This is a genomic window from Thalassobaculum litoreum DSM 18839 (assembly GCF_900102465.1).
In the GTDB taxonomy this organism is placed as follows: Bacteria; Pseudomonadota; Alphaproteobacteria; order Thalassobaculales; family Thalassobaculaceae; genus Thalassobaculum; species Thalassobaculum litoreum.
Window position 1 is genome coordinate 377,246 of the sequence record NZ_FNBW01000001.1, and the last position, 17,272, is coordinate 394,517.

At 65.3% G+C, this 17,272-nt stretch carries 13 protein-coding genes and 1 tRNA gene; 1 reads left to right on the forward strand and 13 read right to left on the reverse strand.

Annotation, left to right across the window (positions count from 1 at the left end; translation table 11 throughout):
- Positions 1 to 9: 9 nt before the first annotated feature.
- The 4 genes from tmk to BLS34_RS01755 all read right to left on the reverse strand — a co-directional run bounded on the left by tmk (position 10) and on the right by BLS34_RS01755 (position 4,069).
- The gene (tmk, locus tag BLS34_RS01740) at positions 10 to 720 is read right to left on the reverse strand and encodes a dTMP kinase (RefSeq protein WP_093147687.1); all 711 of its coding nucleotides are present in this window, start codon (positions 718 to 720) and stop codon (positions 10 to 12) included.
- Positions 713 to 1,867: a D-alanyl-D-alanine carboxypeptidase family protein gene (locus BLS34_RS01745; protein ID WP_028794813.1), complete on the reverse strand. Its 1,155-nt coding sequence runs from the start codon at positions 1,865 to 1,867 to the stop codon at positions 713 to 715. Before BLS34_RS01745 ends, tmk begins: the two co-directional genes overlap by 8 nt.
- Before the next feature lie 136 nt (positions 1,868 to 2,003).
- Positions 2,004 to 3,038 carry a septal ring lytic transglycosylase RlpA family protein gene (locus BLS34_RS26600; protein ID WP_093147690.1) on the reverse strand — a complete coding sequence of 345 codons (1,035 nt, stop codon included), beginning with the start codon at positions 3,036 to 3,038 and terminating at the stop codon, positions 2,004 to 2,006.
- A gap of 41 nt (positions 3,039 to 3,079) precedes the next feature.
- Positions 3,080 to 4,069 carry a lytic murein transglycosylase gene (locus BLS34_RS01755; RefSeq protein ID WP_093147691.1) on the reverse strand — a complete coding sequence of 330 codons (990 nt, stop codon included), beginning with the start codon at positions 4,067 to 4,069 and terminating at the stop codon, positions 3,080 to 3,082.
- Positions 4,070 to 4,365: 296 nt separating this feature from the next.
- Between BLS34_RS01755 and BLS34_RS01760 the strand changes: the two genes are divergently transcribed.
- Positions 4,366 to 4,455, forward strand: a tRNA-Ser gene (locus BLS34_RS01760).
- Positions 4,456 to 4,549: 94 nt separating this feature from the next.
- Here the strand turns inward: BLS34_RS01760 and BLS34_RS01765 are convergent.
- From BLS34_RS01765 to BLS34_RS01805, 9 genes are all read right to left on the reverse strand, one after another.
- The gene (locus BLS34_RS01765; protein ID WP_093147693.1) at positions 4,550 to 5,515 is read right to left on the reverse strand and encodes a hypothetical protein; all 966 of its coding nucleotides are present in this window, start codon (positions 5,513 to 5,515) and stop codon (positions 4,550 to 4,552) included.
- 94 nt (positions 5,516 to 5,609) lie between these two features.
- A complete protein-coding gene (locus tag BLS34_RS01770; protein ID WP_093147695.1) occupies positions 5,610 to 9,038 on the reverse strand; it encodes a type I restriction endonuclease subunit R in 3,429 nt (1,142 codons plus the stop codon).
- A 34-nt stretch (positions 9,039 to 9,072) separates the two neighbouring features.
- Positions 9,073 to 10,275 carry a restriction endonuclease subunit S gene (locus BLS34_RS01775; protein ID WP_093147697.1) on the reverse strand — a complete coding sequence of 401 codons (1,203 nt, stop codon included), beginning with the start codon at positions 10,273 to 10,275 and terminating at the stop codon, positions 9,073 to 9,075.
- Positions 10,272 to 12,377, reverse strand: coding sequence for a class I SAM-dependent DNA methyltransferase (locus BLS34_RS01780; RefSeq protein ID WP_093147699.1), 2,106 nt, complete (start codon positions 12,375 to 12,377; stop codon positions 10,272 to 10,274). The genes BLS34_RS01775 and BLS34_RS01780 overlap by 4 nt, the downstream gene beginning before the upstream one ends.
- 238 nt (positions 12,378 to 12,615) lie before the next feature.
- On the reverse strand, positions 12,616 to 13,425 hold the full coding sequence (locus BLS34_RS01785; RefSeq protein ID WP_093147700.1) for a hypothetical protein: 810 nt from the start codon (positions 13,423 to 13,425) through the stop codon (positions 12,616 to 12,618).
- Positions 13,422 to 14,099: a hypothetical protein gene (locus BLS34_RS01790; RefSeq protein WP_175474061.1), complete on the reverse strand. Its 678-nt coding sequence runs from the start codon at positions 14,097 to 14,099 to the stop codon at positions 13,422 to 13,424. Before BLS34_RS01790 ends, BLS34_RS01785 begins: the two co-directional genes overlap by 4 nt.
- Positions 14,099 to 14,647: a hypothetical protein gene (locus tag BLS34_RS01795; protein ID WP_093147703.1), complete on the reverse strand. Its 549-nt coding sequence runs from the start codon at positions 14,645 to 14,647 to the stop codon at positions 14,099 to 14,101. The genes BLS34_RS01790 and BLS34_RS01795 overlap by 1 nt, the downstream gene beginning before the upstream one ends.
- Entirely contained in the window at positions 14,644 to 16,557 is a 1,914-nt protein-coding gene (locus tag BLS34_RS01800; protein ID WP_175474062.1) for a hypothetical protein, read from the reverse strand. Before BLS34_RS01800 ends, BLS34_RS01795 begins: the two co-directional genes overlap by 4 nt.
- Positions 16,554 to 17,225 (reverse strand): DUF7146 domain-containing protein, encoded by a 672-nt coding sequence (locus tag BLS34_RS01805; RefSeq protein ID WP_245701902.1) that lies wholly within the window; start codon positions 17,223 to 17,225, stop codon positions 16,554 to 16,556. The genes BLS34_RS01800 and BLS34_RS01805 overlap by 4 nt, the downstream gene beginning before the upstream one ends.
- Between the last annotated feature and the right edge of the window lie 47 nt (positions 17,226 to 17,272).

Consider the following 17,272-nt stretch of genomic DNA (forward strand, 5'->3'; position numbering starts at 1 on the left):
GGTCACACTCTAGCCGAGGCGGAGGCGGGCCGACACGGCCGACAGGATGTCCCGGGTGACGGCGTCGACCGGCTGAGCCGCGTCGATCAGGACGCAGCGCTCCGGCTCGCGGGCCGCCAGATCCCGGAACCCCTCGCAGACCCGGATGTGGAAGGCGCTGCCCTTGCGCTCGAACCGCGTCTCCGCCCCTTCCCCTGCCCCACCCGCGGCGCGCGCGCCCGCCCGGTCGAGGCCGGTCTGCGGATCGATGTCGAGGATCAGGGTCAGGTCGGGCCGGGTGTCCTCCACCGCTGCGTCGATCAGGTTGCGCAGCGTGGCCATCGGCACGCCGCCGGCGATGCCCTGATAGACCAGGGTGCTGTCGTAGAACCGGTCGCAGACCACCCAGTCGCCGCGCGCCAGGGCCGGCCGGATGGTGCGCACCACGTGGTCGCGCCGGGCGGCGTTCATCAGCAGGGCCTCGGTGATGGCATCCCACTTGCCGGGCTCGCCGGTGACCAGCAGCCGGCGGATCTCCTCCGCCCCGGGGGCACCACCGGGTTCGCGGGTCCGCACCGCGGTGACGCCGCGCGTGCCGAGCCAAGCGCAGAGCGCGGCGATCTGGGTCGACTTGCCCGCCCCCTCGCCGCCTTCCAGGGTGATGAACCGTCCCGGCCGGGGCTGCCCGTCGACAGGCGTTGGGTCGACAGGCTTCGGGTCGGGAGGCGTGGCGTCAGTCACCCGTGCTCGGGCCCCAGATCAGGTGGCCGACCGCCGAGGTGATGCGGCCGAGCGGGCCGAGCTTGCCGACATCCTCGCCCGCCAGCAGCGGCACGACGCGATCCTCCATGTCCGGGGCGGCGATCCGCATCCGGGCCAGGACCTGGCCCTTCACGATCGGCGCCGGGATCGGACCCTCGTATTCCACGGTGACCCGCATTTCCTTGCGGGCGGCGCGCGGCAGGGTGAGGAACAGCTCGTCCTCGGTGACCAGCGGCACCGTGGGCTGGTCGCCCAGCCACACCGCCGCCTGATCGATCGCCTCGCCGCGTTCGAGCAGCTTGTAGTTGTCGAATTCGCGGAAGCCCCATTCGATCAGGCGTTCGCTCTCGCTGGCGCGCTGGCTGACGCTGTCCAGGCCGTTCACCACCATCACCAGCCGCCGGTCGCCGCGCTTGGCGCTGGCGGTCAGGCCGTAGCCGGCATTCTCGGTGTGGCCGGTCTTCAGGCCGTCGGCGCCCATGCCCTTGTAGAGCAGCGGATTGCGGTTGCCCTGCTTGATCTCGTTATAGGTGAAGGTCTCCTCGGCATAGATCTTGTAGTGCTCGGGAAACCGCCGGATGGTCTCCGCCGCCAGGATGGCGAGCCCGCGGGCGGTCATGCGGTGCTCCGGATCGGGCCAGCCGGTGGCGTTGCGGAAGGTGGCGTTCTCGATACCGATCGCCGCCGCCTCCTCGGTCATCAGCTCGGCGAAGGCCTCCTCGGTCCCGGCGATCGCCTCGGCCAGCGCGATGGCGGCGTCGTTGCCCGACTGTACGATGATGCCGTGCAGGATGTCGTGCACGCTGACCCGCGAGCCGATCTCCACGAACATCTTGGAGCCGCCCTTGCGCCAGGCCTTCTCGGAGATCGGGATCTCGTCGTCCATCTTCAGCCGGCCGTCGGCGAGCCGCTCGAAGGCCAGGAAGACGGTCATGATCTTGGTCATCGACGCCGGCGGCATCGGGTCGTCGGCGTTCTTCTGGTACAGCACCTGGCCGGTATCGTAGTCGAGCAGGATCGCCTCGCGGGCGTTGGTCTCGATCCGGGCGGCCTCGGCGGCCGGCGGGACCGCAAGCACCAGGAACAGGGCGAGTGTGGCGAGACGGGTGAGGATGCTGACTCTCATCTTCGGCGGTCCGCTCCGGTCGGGGTGGCTCTGGAAGGTACGATGGAAGGACAGTCTGGCCGCCGAATGGGACGGAAGTGCGGCGGTTCCGGTACGGGACATGGGTCCGGTATGGCGCAGGGTCGCGGCCATGTGGTCAGTCGAGGACGATGCGCGATCCCGGATACCCGGCGACGATCACCCGCTCGAGCAGCCGGTCGGCATTGTCCACGTCGTTTATCGGGCCGATGCGCACCCGGTAGTAGGTCTTGCCCGACACCTGGGCGGGCTGCACATGGGCGCTCTGGAAGTACGCGCCCAGCCGCCCGGTCAGGCGGTGGGCGTTGTCGGCATCCTCAAAGGACCCGGCCTGTATGTAGATCTGAGTCGGCTCCGGCTGGGTGCGGCTGACCAGCGGACGCACTGGCGAGGCTGTGCCGGCGCTCGTGGTGGCTCTGGCCGGAACCCGCGACGCAGGAACCGTCGTCGCCGCCGCCGGAGGTGCGATCGAGGTTGCCGCCGGCGCGGCCCGGGCGCTGCGCGCGCCGCTGGGGGCGTTCAGGACGGCGACCTGCACCGAGCCGGACGGTGCGGCGCTGGGCGCGGGTGCCGACGGCAGGGTCGGATCCGGGTTCGGTACGTACTGCTCGCCCCGGGCCTCCGCCCGCTCCTGCAGGCTCTCCGGTTCCATGAGCTCGACCCGGACCTTGGCGGTGCCCTTGCGCACGAAGCCGAGCAGCTGAGCGCTGCGGCGCGACATGTCGATGATGCGGCCATGGGCGAAGGGCCCGCGGTCGTTCACCCGCACGACGATGGAGCGGCCGTTGTCCAGGTTGGTGACCCGCACGATGCTGGGCATCGGCAGGGTGCGGTGGGCGGCGGTCAGGGCGTTCTCGTCGAACACCTCGCCATTGGCGGTCTGCTTGCCGTGGAAGCCGGGACCGTACCAGGACGCGATACCGGTCTCGGCGTAGTCCCATTCCTCCTTGGGGTAGTACCAGACCCCCTGGATCTCGTAGGCGTTGCCGACCTTGTAGTAGCCCTTGGACCCGGTGTCGTTCTGGCTCTTGGCGGTCTTGGCCGTGTGCACCAGCAGCTCGGTCTCGGCACAGCCCGACAGCGCCAGGGCCATGCCGAGCAGAACGGCCGAGAACCAGCGACCGACAGAAGGGAAATGGTCCGATATCAGCATATTTTGGTGGTCCCGATGATTTCCACCGCTAGATCGTGAAACTACCGTGCCGCCAGGGCATCGGCAAGCGTACCGACCGCGATCGCGAAATAGGTTGAGCGGTTCCACTTCAGGATCGTCTCGAAATTCTCGTAGGCCATGAAGTAGCGCGAAGAGCCGTTGCGTTGGGTGACCTCGACGATCCGGCCCTCCACGGCCCGGCCGGGCAGCGCGCCACCGCCGACCTTGCGCACGCCGAGCGCCTCCCATTCCGGCAGGGTCTTGCGGGTCTCCTTCTCGATCACCGACTTGTCGAAGCCGGCGGGAATCGAAACCTCCCGGCCCCAGGTGATGTCGTCGCGCCAGCCGGACTTCGACAGGTAGGTGGCGATCGAGCCGAACACGTCGGGCAGGCTGCCCCAGATGTCCTTGTCGCCGTCCTTGTCCTGATCGACGGCAAAGTTATGGAAGCTGGAGGGCATGAACTGGCTCTGGCCCATGGCCCCGGCCCAGGAGCCCTGCATGTCCTTCGGCGCAATGTGTCCCTGCTCCAGGATCTCCAGGGCGAACATCAGCTCCTTGCGGAAGAACTCGCTGCGCCGGCCGTCATAGGCCAGGGTCGCCAGCGCGGTGACCACGTCGAAGCCGCCGGTGATGCGGCCGAAATCGGTCTCGATCCCCCACAGGGCGACGATGAAGCGCTTCTGCACGCCGTACTGCCGGGAGATCGGGTCCAGCAGATCGGCATGACGCTCCATCAGCCTGCGGCCGTACTCGATCCGGCCCTGGGTCACCACCCGCGCCAGGTACTCGTCGGCCTTCAGCTTGAATTCCGGCTGGCTGCGGTCGAACTCGATGATCCGCGGGATCGGCTTGATGCCGGTGAGCGACGCGTCGAGGATGCGGTCTGACACGCCGCGATCCCGCGCCTCCTGGCGCACCCCGTCGAGCCAGGCGTCGAACGGCTGTTGGTTGGCGCTCGCCGGCGACCACGAGCCGGCCACGACCGACCCGCCCAATACCAGAACGGCCAGCACCAGAGCGGCCAGCATCGGCCTCACCCCGAGACCGGCACGACGCGCTGCCGAGGGCGCAGTTCCAAAACTCATCCTCACCGCCAACTCCCTGGCTGATGTCCGAACCCGCGTCCCCACTAGGCGTGTGCCACGCCTGCGCGGCGGCTTCAAGTCCGACACGATGTGACAAAGGGGTAAACGGTGCGTCCGTCGGGCCGCCTGCGAAGTCGTCCGCCGGGGTGCCGGGCCGGTGCCGGGCCGGGGACACGGCGAGAGCCTTGCGGCGGGCGATCAGCCCAGGTATCGATGCCCCTGCGATGCCGCCGAGGCACGGACGGGTGGCCGAGTGGTTGAAGGCAGCGGTCTTGAAAACCGCCAGGGGTGCAAGCCTCTCGTGGGTTCGAATCCCACCCCGTCCGCCATAGATTTTGTGTATCTAATTGAAGAACAACGATAATTTTAGAGATGTAGAAAATTGCCCCACATTCAACCCCACACTTCGCCAAGACACGCGGGTCAGTCGTCCTTGGAAAGAACATTTTCGTGGTAGCTGCAAAGCTTGCCATCGCCGAACCGGTATTCATCCAGCGTAAGCGGCTCTGAGCACACGAAGCATTCATATCCACGTATGCTGAAATTACAGTTCACACACCGGTTCTCTCCGAGGACGAATGTGTGTTTTCCACACTCAGGGCACTCGTCCAGAGCCGGCTCAAGCCCCTCCTTGGCAGCGATGTAGGAGTCCCATTCCAGAGCGCGGTTGAGAGCTTCTTCGACGACGCCATCAGGATCCGCTTCCTCGCCGCATTTCGAGCAGATCAGCTGCAGTTCCCCGACCTGCGCTGCCGCAGGGTTTCCGTTCCGAATCAGCGTGGACGTGCAATTTGGGCACCTGAACTCACTCACGGCACTGGCGAGAGCCTCGCTTCCCCATCCAACCGATCCGAGGCTCTCGCGGCAGGCATCCTGCTCTGCCTTGAACACGCGCGCCTCGTCCAGCAACGCCGCCCAGGCTTCCGGACCGAGCAAGTCCCCAGGCTCCTCCTGAAGTTCGTTCACGATGATCGTCCGAATGATCGGCATCGCGTCGGCGATGGCTTCCTGGATCAGTGCTGGCCCCACGTTGGGATGCATATGCTCGATATCGTTTCTGATCTCGGCGAGCCGTCTCAGCTTCGAGAGATCAACCGCCACCGCCAGTTGCCTGAACACCTCCTCAATCTGCGTCCGATCTATGGTCTTGTTGCCGCTGCCCACCAGGCACACGATCCCGTCGGCGCCCCTGATCGCTCTCGTTCTTGTCCGGATGAGGATGTCGTTGGAATTTGGTGGAGACAGGCGTCGCAGGACCTCCTTGCAGAGCAGGAGCACTCCCGCATACAGGTTCCGTGCGGCGGAAATCACGCGCCGCTTATCGGGAGAGGCGTGATCTTCCAGGCCGAGTTGGATCGACATGATCGCGTTGTCGAGGAGTGAGTCCATTTTTCGCCACACTGGGCATTTGGGGTGCGCCAATTGGCAGGACACTGCCCGACGACCTCACTTACCTCAAGACCCGAGTCTGGAAGCAGGTCGCTCACGCGGCCCTCGCGAACTCCCCACTGACCGCCTGCTGCCATACGTGTCTGTACACGCTCTCAGCCACCGCCTTTTTCTCGTCGGCCGTGAACGGCGGTGTCGGTAGGTTCGAGTAGACCTCATCGAGGATGAACACCTCGACGTCCGCCTTGGTCTGCTCCTTCTCCCAGAAGTGATCGAGCTCTGCGAGCCGGGCCTTGATCGACGCGAGCAGCTCCCGGCTGGCCTGTTTCACCCGCTCGCGGGACTTCTTGTCCAGGCCGTCCTTCAGGAGCAGGTCGAACACTGCGAGTTCATCCTCGGCCAGCCCTTCGCGGGTTGCCCGCTGAAGTTCCTCGTCCATGCCCTCCACTAGATCGGCGACACGCCGGAACGTCTCCTCGATCGTCGTGCGGTCCTTCTCGCGGTTGTAGTCGGCGATGATCTCCTCGTATCTGCGCTGGTAGTCCATGCGCCCGGGGTTGCGGGCGAGCATCTCCGCCAACTTCCGTTCCACGATGTCGCGGATGTCCTGAAGCACTGTGGCGGGGCGCCTGACTCGCCTTGCGAACTCGGCGCGCAGCCGTTCCAGGTCGATCTGGCTCAGGTCGAATGTGAGTCTCTCGGCCTGGTCTTCTCCGGGCGCCTGCGTGCGGATCGCCTCGTTCACGATCCGATGCAGCTCCTTCAACAGGTCGGTCACATCCGCGGTGTCGCGCCGTTCGGTCAGCTTCTTATAGATCGCCTCGACGTTGTCATGCCGCTCCGCGAAGGCCCAGGCACTCGGCTCGGTCAGCAGGGCCCTGAAGCGGATGAAGATCTGCCGTGCCAGGATCTCGAAGCGGCGCTTCGTCTCGTCGGTCGTGTAGACGGCTTCCACGGCATCGGCGAGGCCCTTGATGCGCGCGAAGCCCTTGGAGCCGATCAGCGCCGCGGGGTCGAAGCCGAGACCGTGCAGATGCGCTTCCGTCGCTTCGATGGCCTCGATCAGTGCCTGTACCCGTTCCTCGATCGGCGCGACGATCTCCTCGCCGCCCGTGCCGTCGTCCCCCAGCGCATACTGCGCCAGCGCTGCACGCAAGCTCGCCAGCATGCCGTTGTAGTCGACGATCAGGCCGAAATCCTTGCCCGGGTAGACGCGGTTCGCGCGCGCGATCGCCTGCATCAACGTGTGCGCCTTCATCGGCTTGTCGATGTAGAGCGTCGACAGGCACTCCACGTCGAACCCGGTCAGCCACATGGCACAGACGATGGCGACCCGGAACGGATGCTTGGGGTCTTTGAAGGCCGATTCGACGTCGACGCGCTCGTGGTCGCCGGTCTCGAAGCCCCGCTTCATCACGGCGCGATGCGGGACGATATCGAAGCCCCATTTCTTGAAGTCCGCGCCCTCGTTCTGGGCCTCGCTGATGATGATCTCGACGATGGTCTCGTCGAGCCAGTCGGCCTGGGCCTCTAGGGATGCGCATTCTTCCAGGAGCGCCGCCCGATGTGCATCGTCGACAGCGGATAGAGCCTCGGTCCGCCTGGCTTCGGCCGCCGCATGCACGTCGGCCGCCTTTGCCCTCCAGCGCGGCAGGATCCGCTGAAGCATGCGGGCGCAGGTGATCTTGTCGATGCAGACCAGCATCGACTTTCCCGACTCCCACCGGATGGCGCAATGCTCCACGAAATCGGCAGCGATCTTGTCGAGCCGTTCGTCGGCAGTGATGACCTCGTAGTCCTTGCCGAGCAGCTTATCGAGCAGCGCCGCCTGATCGGGATCGAGTTCCGCCTCCTCGACCTTCGCCGCGATCCGGTCGTTCAGGTCGGTCCTGGCGACGCCCAGCTTCTCGCCCCGGTTCTCGTAGACCAGTTTGACGGTGGCGCCATCCTCCTCCGATCGCTTGAAGTCGTAGCGCGAGACGTAATCGCCGAAGATGCGCTTGGTGACTTCGTCCTGCTTGAACAGCGGCGTTCCCGTGAACCCGATGAAGGCGGCATTCGGCAAGGCGATACGCATGTTGCGCGCCAGCCGGCCCGCCTGCGTGCGGTGCGCTTCGTCGGAGATGACGATGATATCGTCGCGTTCGCTGTACGGCTCTTTCGGGTTCACATCCTGATTGAAGCGATGGATCAGGCTGAAGATGTAGGGATGGTTCTCCTTGAGCTGCCGCTCCAGGTCCTTCCCCGTTGCTGCGCGCGCCGTCTCGCCGCCGACGACCCCGCAGCCGACGAAGGTCTTGTAGATCTGGCTGTCGAGATCCAGGCGGTCGGTCATCAGCAGGAAGGTGAAGTTGCCGGGCACTTTTCGGCGCACCTTCTCGGCGAAGAACGCCATGGAGTAGGACTTTCCGCTGCCCTGGGTGTGCCAGAACACCCCCAGCCTGCCGAGGTCCGGATGGGCGCGCTCGACGATGTCGACCGGGCCTTCGGGGATGAAGGACGGCAGCGCCGCCTCACCGAAGCCGACCTGTGTTGATCTCTCGAGGCGCTTCCGGTCGGCGATGGCCCGTTTCTCCAGCGGCAACTCCACGACACGGTACCGGAGCCGCTTGTCCGGTGGGAACTCGCGCTTCAGTTCCTCCTGGTGCGCGACCGACGCCACCGCGCGGTTTACGCCGATCAGTTGGTGATTGCGGGCGATCACCTTGCGCGTGGCGCCCGGCTTGCTCTCGTCGAACAGGATGAAGTTCTCGACGATGTCGAGCAGCCGGTCATGCGCCAGCATGCCGTTCAGCAACCGCTCGGCGTCGACACTGCCCTTGTCGGCCTCGTCGAGCCGCTTCCACTCGTTGAAGTGCTCCCAGTTGCTGGTGATCGAGCCATAGCGGGCGCGGTCGCCATTCGAGACGATCAGGAAGGCGTTGTGGTGGAAGGCGTGCGCGACGACGTTCTCGTCCATGTAGTCGGAGAGGTTGCCGTCGAAGCCGGTGCGGATGTTCTTGTAGACCGCCTTCAGCTCGATGAAGACCAGCGGCAGGCCGTTGACGAAGCAGACCAGATCGGCGCGGCGGTTGTAGTTCGGAGTGCGGATGCCGGTCAGCTTCAGCTCGCGCACGGCGAGGAATCGGTTGTTGGCAGGCGTATCGAAGTCGATCACCCGGGCGCGGGCGGATTTCTGGCGGCCCTGCTCGTCCCGGTAGGTGACGGGGACACCGCCGCGGATCAGGCGGTAGAAATCGCGGTTGTGCTGCACCATCGACCGGCTGACGTCATAGACGGTCAGCGCGCGGACGGCCTCCTCGATCGCGGTCTCGGGCAGGTCGGGGTTGAGACGGGCGAGTGCCGCGCGCAGGTCGCGGGTCAGCACGGCTTCCTTGGTGTCGTTGCGACCGAGCGTGCCGTCCGGGCCAAAGGTCTCATGGTTGAAGGCATAGACGCTGTTCCAGCCGAGCGTCCGTTCGAGATGGTCGGCGAAGGTCTCCTGGACCAGCCTGTCCTCGCTGTTGATGCCCGTCACCGCCACGGGGGCCGCTCCTGCTCCTGGACGCGGGCCGGGCTCACACCGCGATCTCCCCGTTCATCAGGCGCGGCAGAAGGAGGTCGCGGGCCTCAGCTGCCCGCCGATTGGCCGCTTCTAGCGTGCCAATTTGTGCGTCTATAGGAGCCGCCTGATCTGCGAATTCCCGAACAATCCGTTTCGGTGGAATCACAATGGCGACCGTTACAAGCTTTTCGCGCGGTAGGTGCTTGATGGTTGCACCGGTGAACAATCCCGCCAGCCTCCCCGACTTCGCCATGAACAACAGGCAGTGATAGAGGAAATGATGATCGAGTCCTTGGCAAGGCCGAATACGATGTAGGGCCTTTTGGAGCATCATTCCGGGCACTTGGTCTTTCCAAATCGCGCAGCGTCCCGGTTCCCCCCCTTCGCACATAACGATATCACCGGGCATAAGCCCGTATTTCTCGACCTCATGGGGTCCAAAACGCATCTCGCGCAGATCGTGTAAGTCAAACTTGCCCCATCGAACGTTGACGTTCGCGAGGTAGGGTCTCAGTTCGCCGCGATTCTTCTTTTCATCGAGCATCTTTCCGAGACGGACATCGGAAACTTCGCCGAGCTTCCGCCGCTCCCAGCCCTCGGGAAGGCCGTCGGTGAGGGGGGCGTGTTCGTGGCCGGGGAAGCGGAAGTGGACGAACCACTCGCGGTAGAGCAGCCGAGCCGCCTCCTCCAACAGCGCAATCCGCCGCCGGTTGGTCTCGATGAGGTTGTCGTAGGCGGATAGGATGTCGGCGATCTTCTGTTGAGCAACGAGCGGCGGAATTTCGACCTTCACCAGAGCCAGCTTTTCGCGCGGCAGGTGTTTGATGGTCGAGCCAGTGAAATAGCCCGAAAGCTCGTTGTTCTTACCCTTCTTAAGGAAGCTGTAGTAGAGAAAGCGGCTATCGAGGCATTCATGCGGGCGGATGCGATGCAGAGCCTTCTGGAGCATCATCCCCGGCACCTGATCTTTCCAGATCGCGCACCGCCCCGGTTCGCCCCCTTCGCACATCACGATATCACCGGGCTTGAGACCGTAACGCTCAAGCTCACCCTGCTCGAACTTCATTTCCCGCAGGTTTTCAAAGTCGAACTCGCCCCAGCGGACATTGACGTTCGCCAGATAGGGCATCAGTTCGCCACGGTTCTTCTTCTGGTCGAGCATTTTGCCCAAACAGAAGTCGGCGACCTCTTCAAGCGGGCGCTGCGGCCAACTCACACCCCCAACTCCTCGAAGTTCCGGGCGATCTGCGCCGCCAAGGCCTCCGCCTCCTCGTTCAGCCCCTTCAGGTCGATGTGGATGGATCGCAGAGTTTCCTCGAAGTCGAAATCCTCGTCCACCTCCTCGGGCGCCACGCCGACATAGCGGCCGGGCGTCAGGCTCCAGTCGTGGGCGGTGATTTCCGCCCTGCTGACCCGCTTCACCAGCCCCTCGACATCGCGCAGTTCGGCATCGGGGAATCGTTCCTGCAGCCAGTCGGCCTGCTTAACGAAATACCGCGGTGCCCTCAGTGCCTCCACAGCGTCCGCCCGCGCTCCCTCCAGTGCACGGCGCGCCCGGTTGACCTCGGCGTTGGCCCAGAGCACCGATTCCCGTGCCTCGAGTTCCTTCACCGCGACGTCGACGATCCGTCCCGCCAGTTTCGCCGCCAAATCGATCTGCTTGGTGAGATCCCGGCAGCGCTCGGCGATCGAATGCAAGCCCTCCCGAGCCGCGTTCAGCCCGGGATTGTCCCGCGCCGCGCCGGGCCAGGCTGCTGCCCGTGCCGCGACCTCCGCGTTGAAAGCCTCGATGTCGGCACTGACCGTAGCCTGTGCCGATTTCAGTTCGTCCCAGATATCCGCCAGCGGATCCGGGTCGCGTGTCTCGGTCGCGAAGGGTTCGGCAAGATCGATCAGCTTGCCGAGTTCGTTCTCGAACGCCGCCAGCGGCCCGGCCGCCGCTTCGCCTTCGGCAACAGCCCTAGCAAGGTAGCTCTCGACCAGTTCGAGGAACCGATCCGACTGCCCGCGATAGAGCCAGACGATGGCGGCGATGTTCTTCTGCTGCTCGGGGCTGAAATCGTAGATGGCGCGCGTGACCTTGCGGTAGATGTTGCGCGCGTCGAGCATCAGCACGTGCTCGGCACGCGCGGGGTCGCGCTCCTTCGCCCGGTCGTAGAACCAGAGCTGGCAGGGAACGGTGCGGGTGTAGAAGAAGTTGCCGCGGATATCGATCATCACGTCCACGGCGCCGGTCTCGATCAGCTTCTGGCGGACAATCGCCTCGTCGCGCCCGGCGCTGGAGGCCTGCGAAGACATGACGACACCGGCGCGACCGTTCTCATTCAGATAGCTGTAGAAATAGGAAAGCCACAGATAGTTGGCGTTGGAGACCTTCTTGGCCTTGTTCACGCTGGGCAGGCCGAATGGCAGGCGCTTCCTGTCCTTCTCCGCCAGGCCCGCGTCGACTTCGTCCACGTTGAAGGGCGGATTGGCCATCACGAAGTCGCACTTGCCGACCAGTTCGTGCGGATCCTTGTAGTAGGTGATGGCCTCATTCCCGGCTTGGATCGTGCCCTGCAGGCCGTGAACGGCGAGGTTGATCTGCGCCAGCTTGGCGGTCGTCTCGTTCTTCTCGTGACCGTAGAAGGTGACGCGCCTCATCGTGTCCTGGCCGGCGTCCTCGATGAAATGGCTCGACTGGACGAACATGCCGCCGGAACCGCAGGCCGGGTCGAAGACGATGCCGTGGTCGGGCTCGATCACGTTGACGATGGTCTGCACGATCGACGGCGGCGTGAAGAATTCCCCATTGTCGTGAGCACCCTGCTTGGAGAATTCCGCCAGGAAATACTCGTAGATTCGACCGAAGACGTCGCCGGATGCCGTGCGAAGCGCCTCGGAGTCGAACAAGCGGAGCATGCGTTCGAGAAGTCCCCCGTCGAAGCGCTCGTAGTCCTTCGGCAGCTGCCCTTTGAGCGGCAGGAAGCTGTCCTCGATCGCCTTCATCGCCTCGGTCAGGGCCTCGCCAACCCTTCCCCCCTTCGGCATCCTCAGAAGGGTGTCGAAGCGTGCGGCCTCCGGCAGCATCAAGGCTCGCCGGCGCTGGAAATCCGCCTCGACCAATGGGCGGTCGGGCCTCTTGCCAGCGGCCTTGTCGGCCTCGATCGCGGCCAATGCCTCGTAGTAGCGGTTGGTCGCCTGGCGCAGGAACAGCAGGCCCATGATCGGCAGGAAGTACTCGTTCGACGCCAGGTTCGAATTGGCCCGAAGGTCGTCCGCGATCTTCCAGAGGCCTGCCTCGAATTGCTCCAGGCCCGTCAGGTGGTCGGCAATCATTCAGTCGGTTCTTTCTCTGCGTTCTTGCGTCGCTGCGATCGGGCAGTCGGCTCGGGCACTGGGCCTATCGCCGCGCATGTCGGCTCGCTCCACCTTCTCGTAGAAATTCCGGTCCGAAGCGCCCGGGTTGTAAGAGTTGAGTTTAGTGAGCCGGCGGCGTCAACCAGACGGTCTCGCGCATCCGGACTCCGCCCGCTCATGCTGGACCACGAGCCGGCGCGTCGATTTGCCAAACGGATCAGCCAGGGCCAGCACCCTGACGCAGGTCCCGGAGCCGGACCAGCATCGTCAGCGTCCGTTCGAGCTTCCGGTCGAGATGGACCTCGTAACGCCCAAGGCGCTCCAGCTTGAACGGGTCGAGCGCCTCGCCGAAGGCCTGTTCGCGGATCAGGGATCGGTTCGCGATCTCTTGCCGGCGGTTCGCGAACCACGGCAGGACTTCGTCGTCCAGGAACCGGGCCAGGCTCTCGGCGTCATGCCTGGCGGGGTCCTCTCCCTCGTCCAACTCGTCAGTATCCCGGCCAAGCTGGTCCTCCCACCATTCCCGTGTGTCGTCCCGCAGTTCGGCCAGCCCCGCCTCGTATGCGTCGTTCCGGCGTGACCGGAGCAGTTTGAGGGAGCGGTGCGTCATGTCCTCATCGTCCTGGAGGTCGGCCAGTTCTGCCTCGGTGTCGGCAGGCGTTGCCCGGACAGCCTCGGCAACTCCCTCGGACTGCCCCTCGTTGTTGAGGTGCGTCAGCGCGGCGCTGGTCGTCTCGCTCCGACGACCGAGGCTCTTCGCCAGCCCGTGCCGATAGGCCGCCCCTTCGGCCATGCGCAGGCGGCGCTTGCGCCAGAGGATGCCGGCCAGTTCCTCGACCAGGTGCTCCTCGGTCGGTCCTTCCGGCACGTGCTCGGCGACGAGTGCCGACAGGAGGGTGCGGTACTCGCCCGCATCCTCCCGCGGCAGAACCGTGTAGCGGAACAGGATGCCGTGCCGCACGGCGTTGAAGCGGGTCAGGGCGGTGCCGTCGTTCGCCGTGGCGGGAGTCGTGTCGATGTCGGTCATGACCAGAAACTCCTGTTGCGTGACGGTCTACTGCGGCTGCGCTTCGGCTCTTGGAGCCGTGCCAGCAGCCGGGCGGCATGAAATTCGAACGCCTCGTTGGCTTGGCTCTCAGCCTCGACGGCAGCCTCGACGAGACGATCGTAGGTGCGTTGCCACATGCCCTTGGGGCGCTGTGCGAAAACTCCATCCATGCCCGCCTTGCCTCCGAGACGCGTGCGGATCGTGTTTGCTTTCCGGAGCGCTCGGTCCCATTCGCTCTCGATCTGGCTCGCATAGGCCAGGCGGTAGCAGTGCCGGCACAGGAAGTACCGACCGGCACCTTGCAGCTTGGCAACACGCCGGCCGCAGACGACACCATTCACGACGCCGGGACAGACGAAATACGGCCGGGTGCCGCCGTAGCGGCAGGGAACGCGGACGATCTGGACGGGCTCCTCGATATCCTGCCATTCGGCGCCAGGGGCACGCACGCGGTAGGACAGGTGCAGGCGTTCGGCCCCGGCACGCATCCCGATCCAGGCGATCCGCTCGCCGTCGCGGGTCCATTGCCAGGCGCCCTGCCACCCGGGCACGAGGCACCCTTCGCGGTGCAGCCGGTTCACGTCGATCGACCGGCTGTGCTCGACCTTGTCCCGCCCGAAGCCGGCGGTGCGCCCGGATCCGAAGCCGCCCATCACGCGCTCCCGATTTTCCCGAAATCTTCTGGAAAGTTGGCGGGTTCAGCCGCTTTTGTTGGCACAGTCACGCCCATGATCGCCAGGAATGCCTGCGCCCGTTGCCGCCGGCCCCGGTGCCAGTCATGCCAGCACTCGGGGTGCAGCCAGGTGTGCCCGTACCCTTCAGCTCCGAACGGAACGACCGCGACGCTCTCCCGATCGGGCTTGCCACACCACGCGCAGCGGTCGGGATCGGAACTTGCGGGATGCCGGTTGAGCCATTCGACGACGCAACATTCGTACGCGCAGGCCCCTGCCTCCTCGGTGGAATGCCGGCCGCGTGCCTGAGCGGAACGAGCACGCTCGGCGAAGAGCGCCTGCCAGTCCCCGGCGGTCCATTTGTCGTTTGCTGCGAGCAGGGCGAGGATCTCGGACTTGTGCCGCCTGATCGCCTCCAGCACCGCCGCAGGTGGCTCGTGATCGGCCTCTAGGATCAGTTCGTCCCCCTCGGCCTCGACGTGGATGCCAGTGGCCTGCACCAGGCGCATGATCTCAGATGCACTCATACCCGGGCCTTCCAGGCGCCGGACTGGTAGCGGAAATTCGCGTCCGCACCGTCCGCATCGTCTGCAATCGAGGGGTTCCCTGGTTTCTCGCGGACGGTAGGAGTGCCCCGTGACCCTTCGCTTGCGTCCGCAGGGGCCGATACCGTCCGCAACCTCGCGCCCTCGGAACCGTTGGATGACGCGACCCTGAATGCTTCCGCGGGCGGTGCGGACGGTCGGGACGATGATTCCCCAATGATATCCGGCTCTCGGAAAATCCGGATCACCCGAGTCCGTGCGCGGCCCTCCTTGCTGTACTCGATGCCGATCCCGGCCTTGCGCAGGAAGGGTGCCGCGCGACGCAGTCGCCCGGACAGCGCCCGTGGCGTCTCCGGCCATGTCTTCGCCTTGGCTACCCGCTCGCTCACCGCGCTGGAAAGGGCGCCCAGAAGATCCGAGGCCGTCCCCGTCCACTCCGTCCGCGTCCCCATCATGGATCGAACCGCCGAACTCACCTGATCGGCCTCGATGACGCTGTCCACGGCCTCTTCACGGTTGTCGTCGTAGGCGCGACAGAACGTCCCATCGTCCCACATCACGCTCTCGCAGGCCGTCGCCCACAGCGCGAAATCCGCCATGCGCGGCAGCTTTTCCAGCCGGGTCTCGGGCAAGCGCCGCAGGCCAGTCGAGACGGCATCCAGGAGAGCGCCGAGGATCAGCGGGCGCGCCTTCTCGAACGCGGCCCAGAGATCCTTTTCGGTCCGGCGGCACTCTTCCCGGATGGGCTCCAGGGTAAGAAGGATGGCTCGGTCCGCGAGGTCGGGCCGCGTCACGATGTCCTCGATGCCGTTCAGCACGATCGGACGCTGTGCCTCGAACAGCACCTCGTCCTGGTCGGAGTACAACTGGCGTACCGAAAAACCGCCGCCGGTCGCCAGCCGACAGAGTGTGTCCGAGATCCAACTGGGCAGCCCGGAGACGTTGTCGAAGGTCAGCATGTGGCCGTTGCTGGCCGTGATGAACAGGTCCCGGTCCTCGCGCGGCAACGCCCGCAGTGGCGCCGAACTGGGATCGAGGAGCGTCCGCAAGATGGTCGAGAAGGTGGACTTGGCAGATCCCTGCTCACCGGACAGCACGAGCACCGGATAGGGGCCATGGTCGCGTAGCGCCGCCAGCGCCCAAGACACCACGATCACAAAGTCATCGTCGCTGGAGACATTGAAGAACGGCCGGAGCATTTCCAACGACCCGCCGGCCGTCGGAAGCGGCAGGGGCTGCATGCCGGAGGCTCGTCGGAACCGAACCGGTGGCTCATCGACAACGCGCCATCCTTCCTGATCGATCTCCACGGCGCGCCAAGCATCGTCGGCAAGGTCGAGGTAAAGCCTGTTGTCATGCCCCGCGACGCGGACATGCACCTCCATCTGCGGTGCGTCGAAATGCGCCCGGGCCTCAACCAAGTTCAGTGCCGACTGCAGGGCCTCCGAACTCGGCGCACCTCCGGTGATCTCGAAGAACCGGCGCGCAAGCCAGTGTTTGAAGCCCTTGCTGCGGATCGGCCAGGTCTCACGGTGACCGTTGATATTCAGATCTGCGTAGCCCTTTCCGTCGGCGGCATGGAAGAGGCCCGCTTCTGCCACGAGGCCAATCAGAGTATCGGCCTGGCTCGACCCGCGTCCGCCGCCGCGCTCGTCAGCGATGGCGCCGTCGAGTTGCGTTACGCGGCAACCTGCCTGCTTGAGCCGAGCCCGCAACCCTTCGAACGTCGGCCGGTCCTCGCGCTTCAGTTCGTTGAGGCGCGCCAGGACTTCTGGCGTGAAAGCGGCGCCCGGATCATGGGCGAGCCGTTCAACCAACCCGTCGAGCGGATCAGTTACCTCCGCGGCGGCATCGATGGCCTCTGCGACCAGCCTTCCCTCGATCGCGGTCACGAGATGCGCTCCTCGAAACCGGGAGTGCCGGCCAAGAGCAGATCGTTGAAATCTTGACCTCTGGGCGGCCGAGCGATGCGGACCTTGCGGCCTTCCCGCTTCCAGCGTCGGGCGCAGTCGAGTGCTGCCGCCTCACCGGGATCGTCGCCGTCGGCCAGGACGACGATGTCCTGAACGCCGTCAGGAAGATTGAGGGTGCGCAGGCCGGAAGTAGAGAGCGCCGCCCATGCGGCGTTGCCGGTCGCCTGCATTGCGGCCAAGCAGGTCTCGATGCCCTCGCCGATCATCAGCGGTTCGCGGAGCTCTGCGAGGCGCACCGTTCCGCCACGACACGGTCCGAGCATCATCTTCGGTGGATCGATGGGAGCTTTGCCTACGCCGTCACGAGCCAAGAACGTGCGATGGATCGCGATTGCCGTATCATCCGGCCCGCGCGTTACCAATGCGACCATCGCGGGCCAGGCGCTGCCCGAGGGATGCTTAAGGCTGGCGTGAAATCGGAGTCTAGAGATCGGTGATACATGCAGGCCGCGCGAGGCGAGGTACGCCCCGACCAGAGATCCCTCGAATGGCTTTGAGGATCGCCAGATCGACAAGGCGGCTTTGACGCGAGCAGAGTTCTTCGGATCCGTCTGACGTGAGGGAACAGAGACCGGCGGCGAACGCATGCCCAATCTGTGGCAGGTCTCCGGCCAAAGTCCCCGCGACCGCAGAG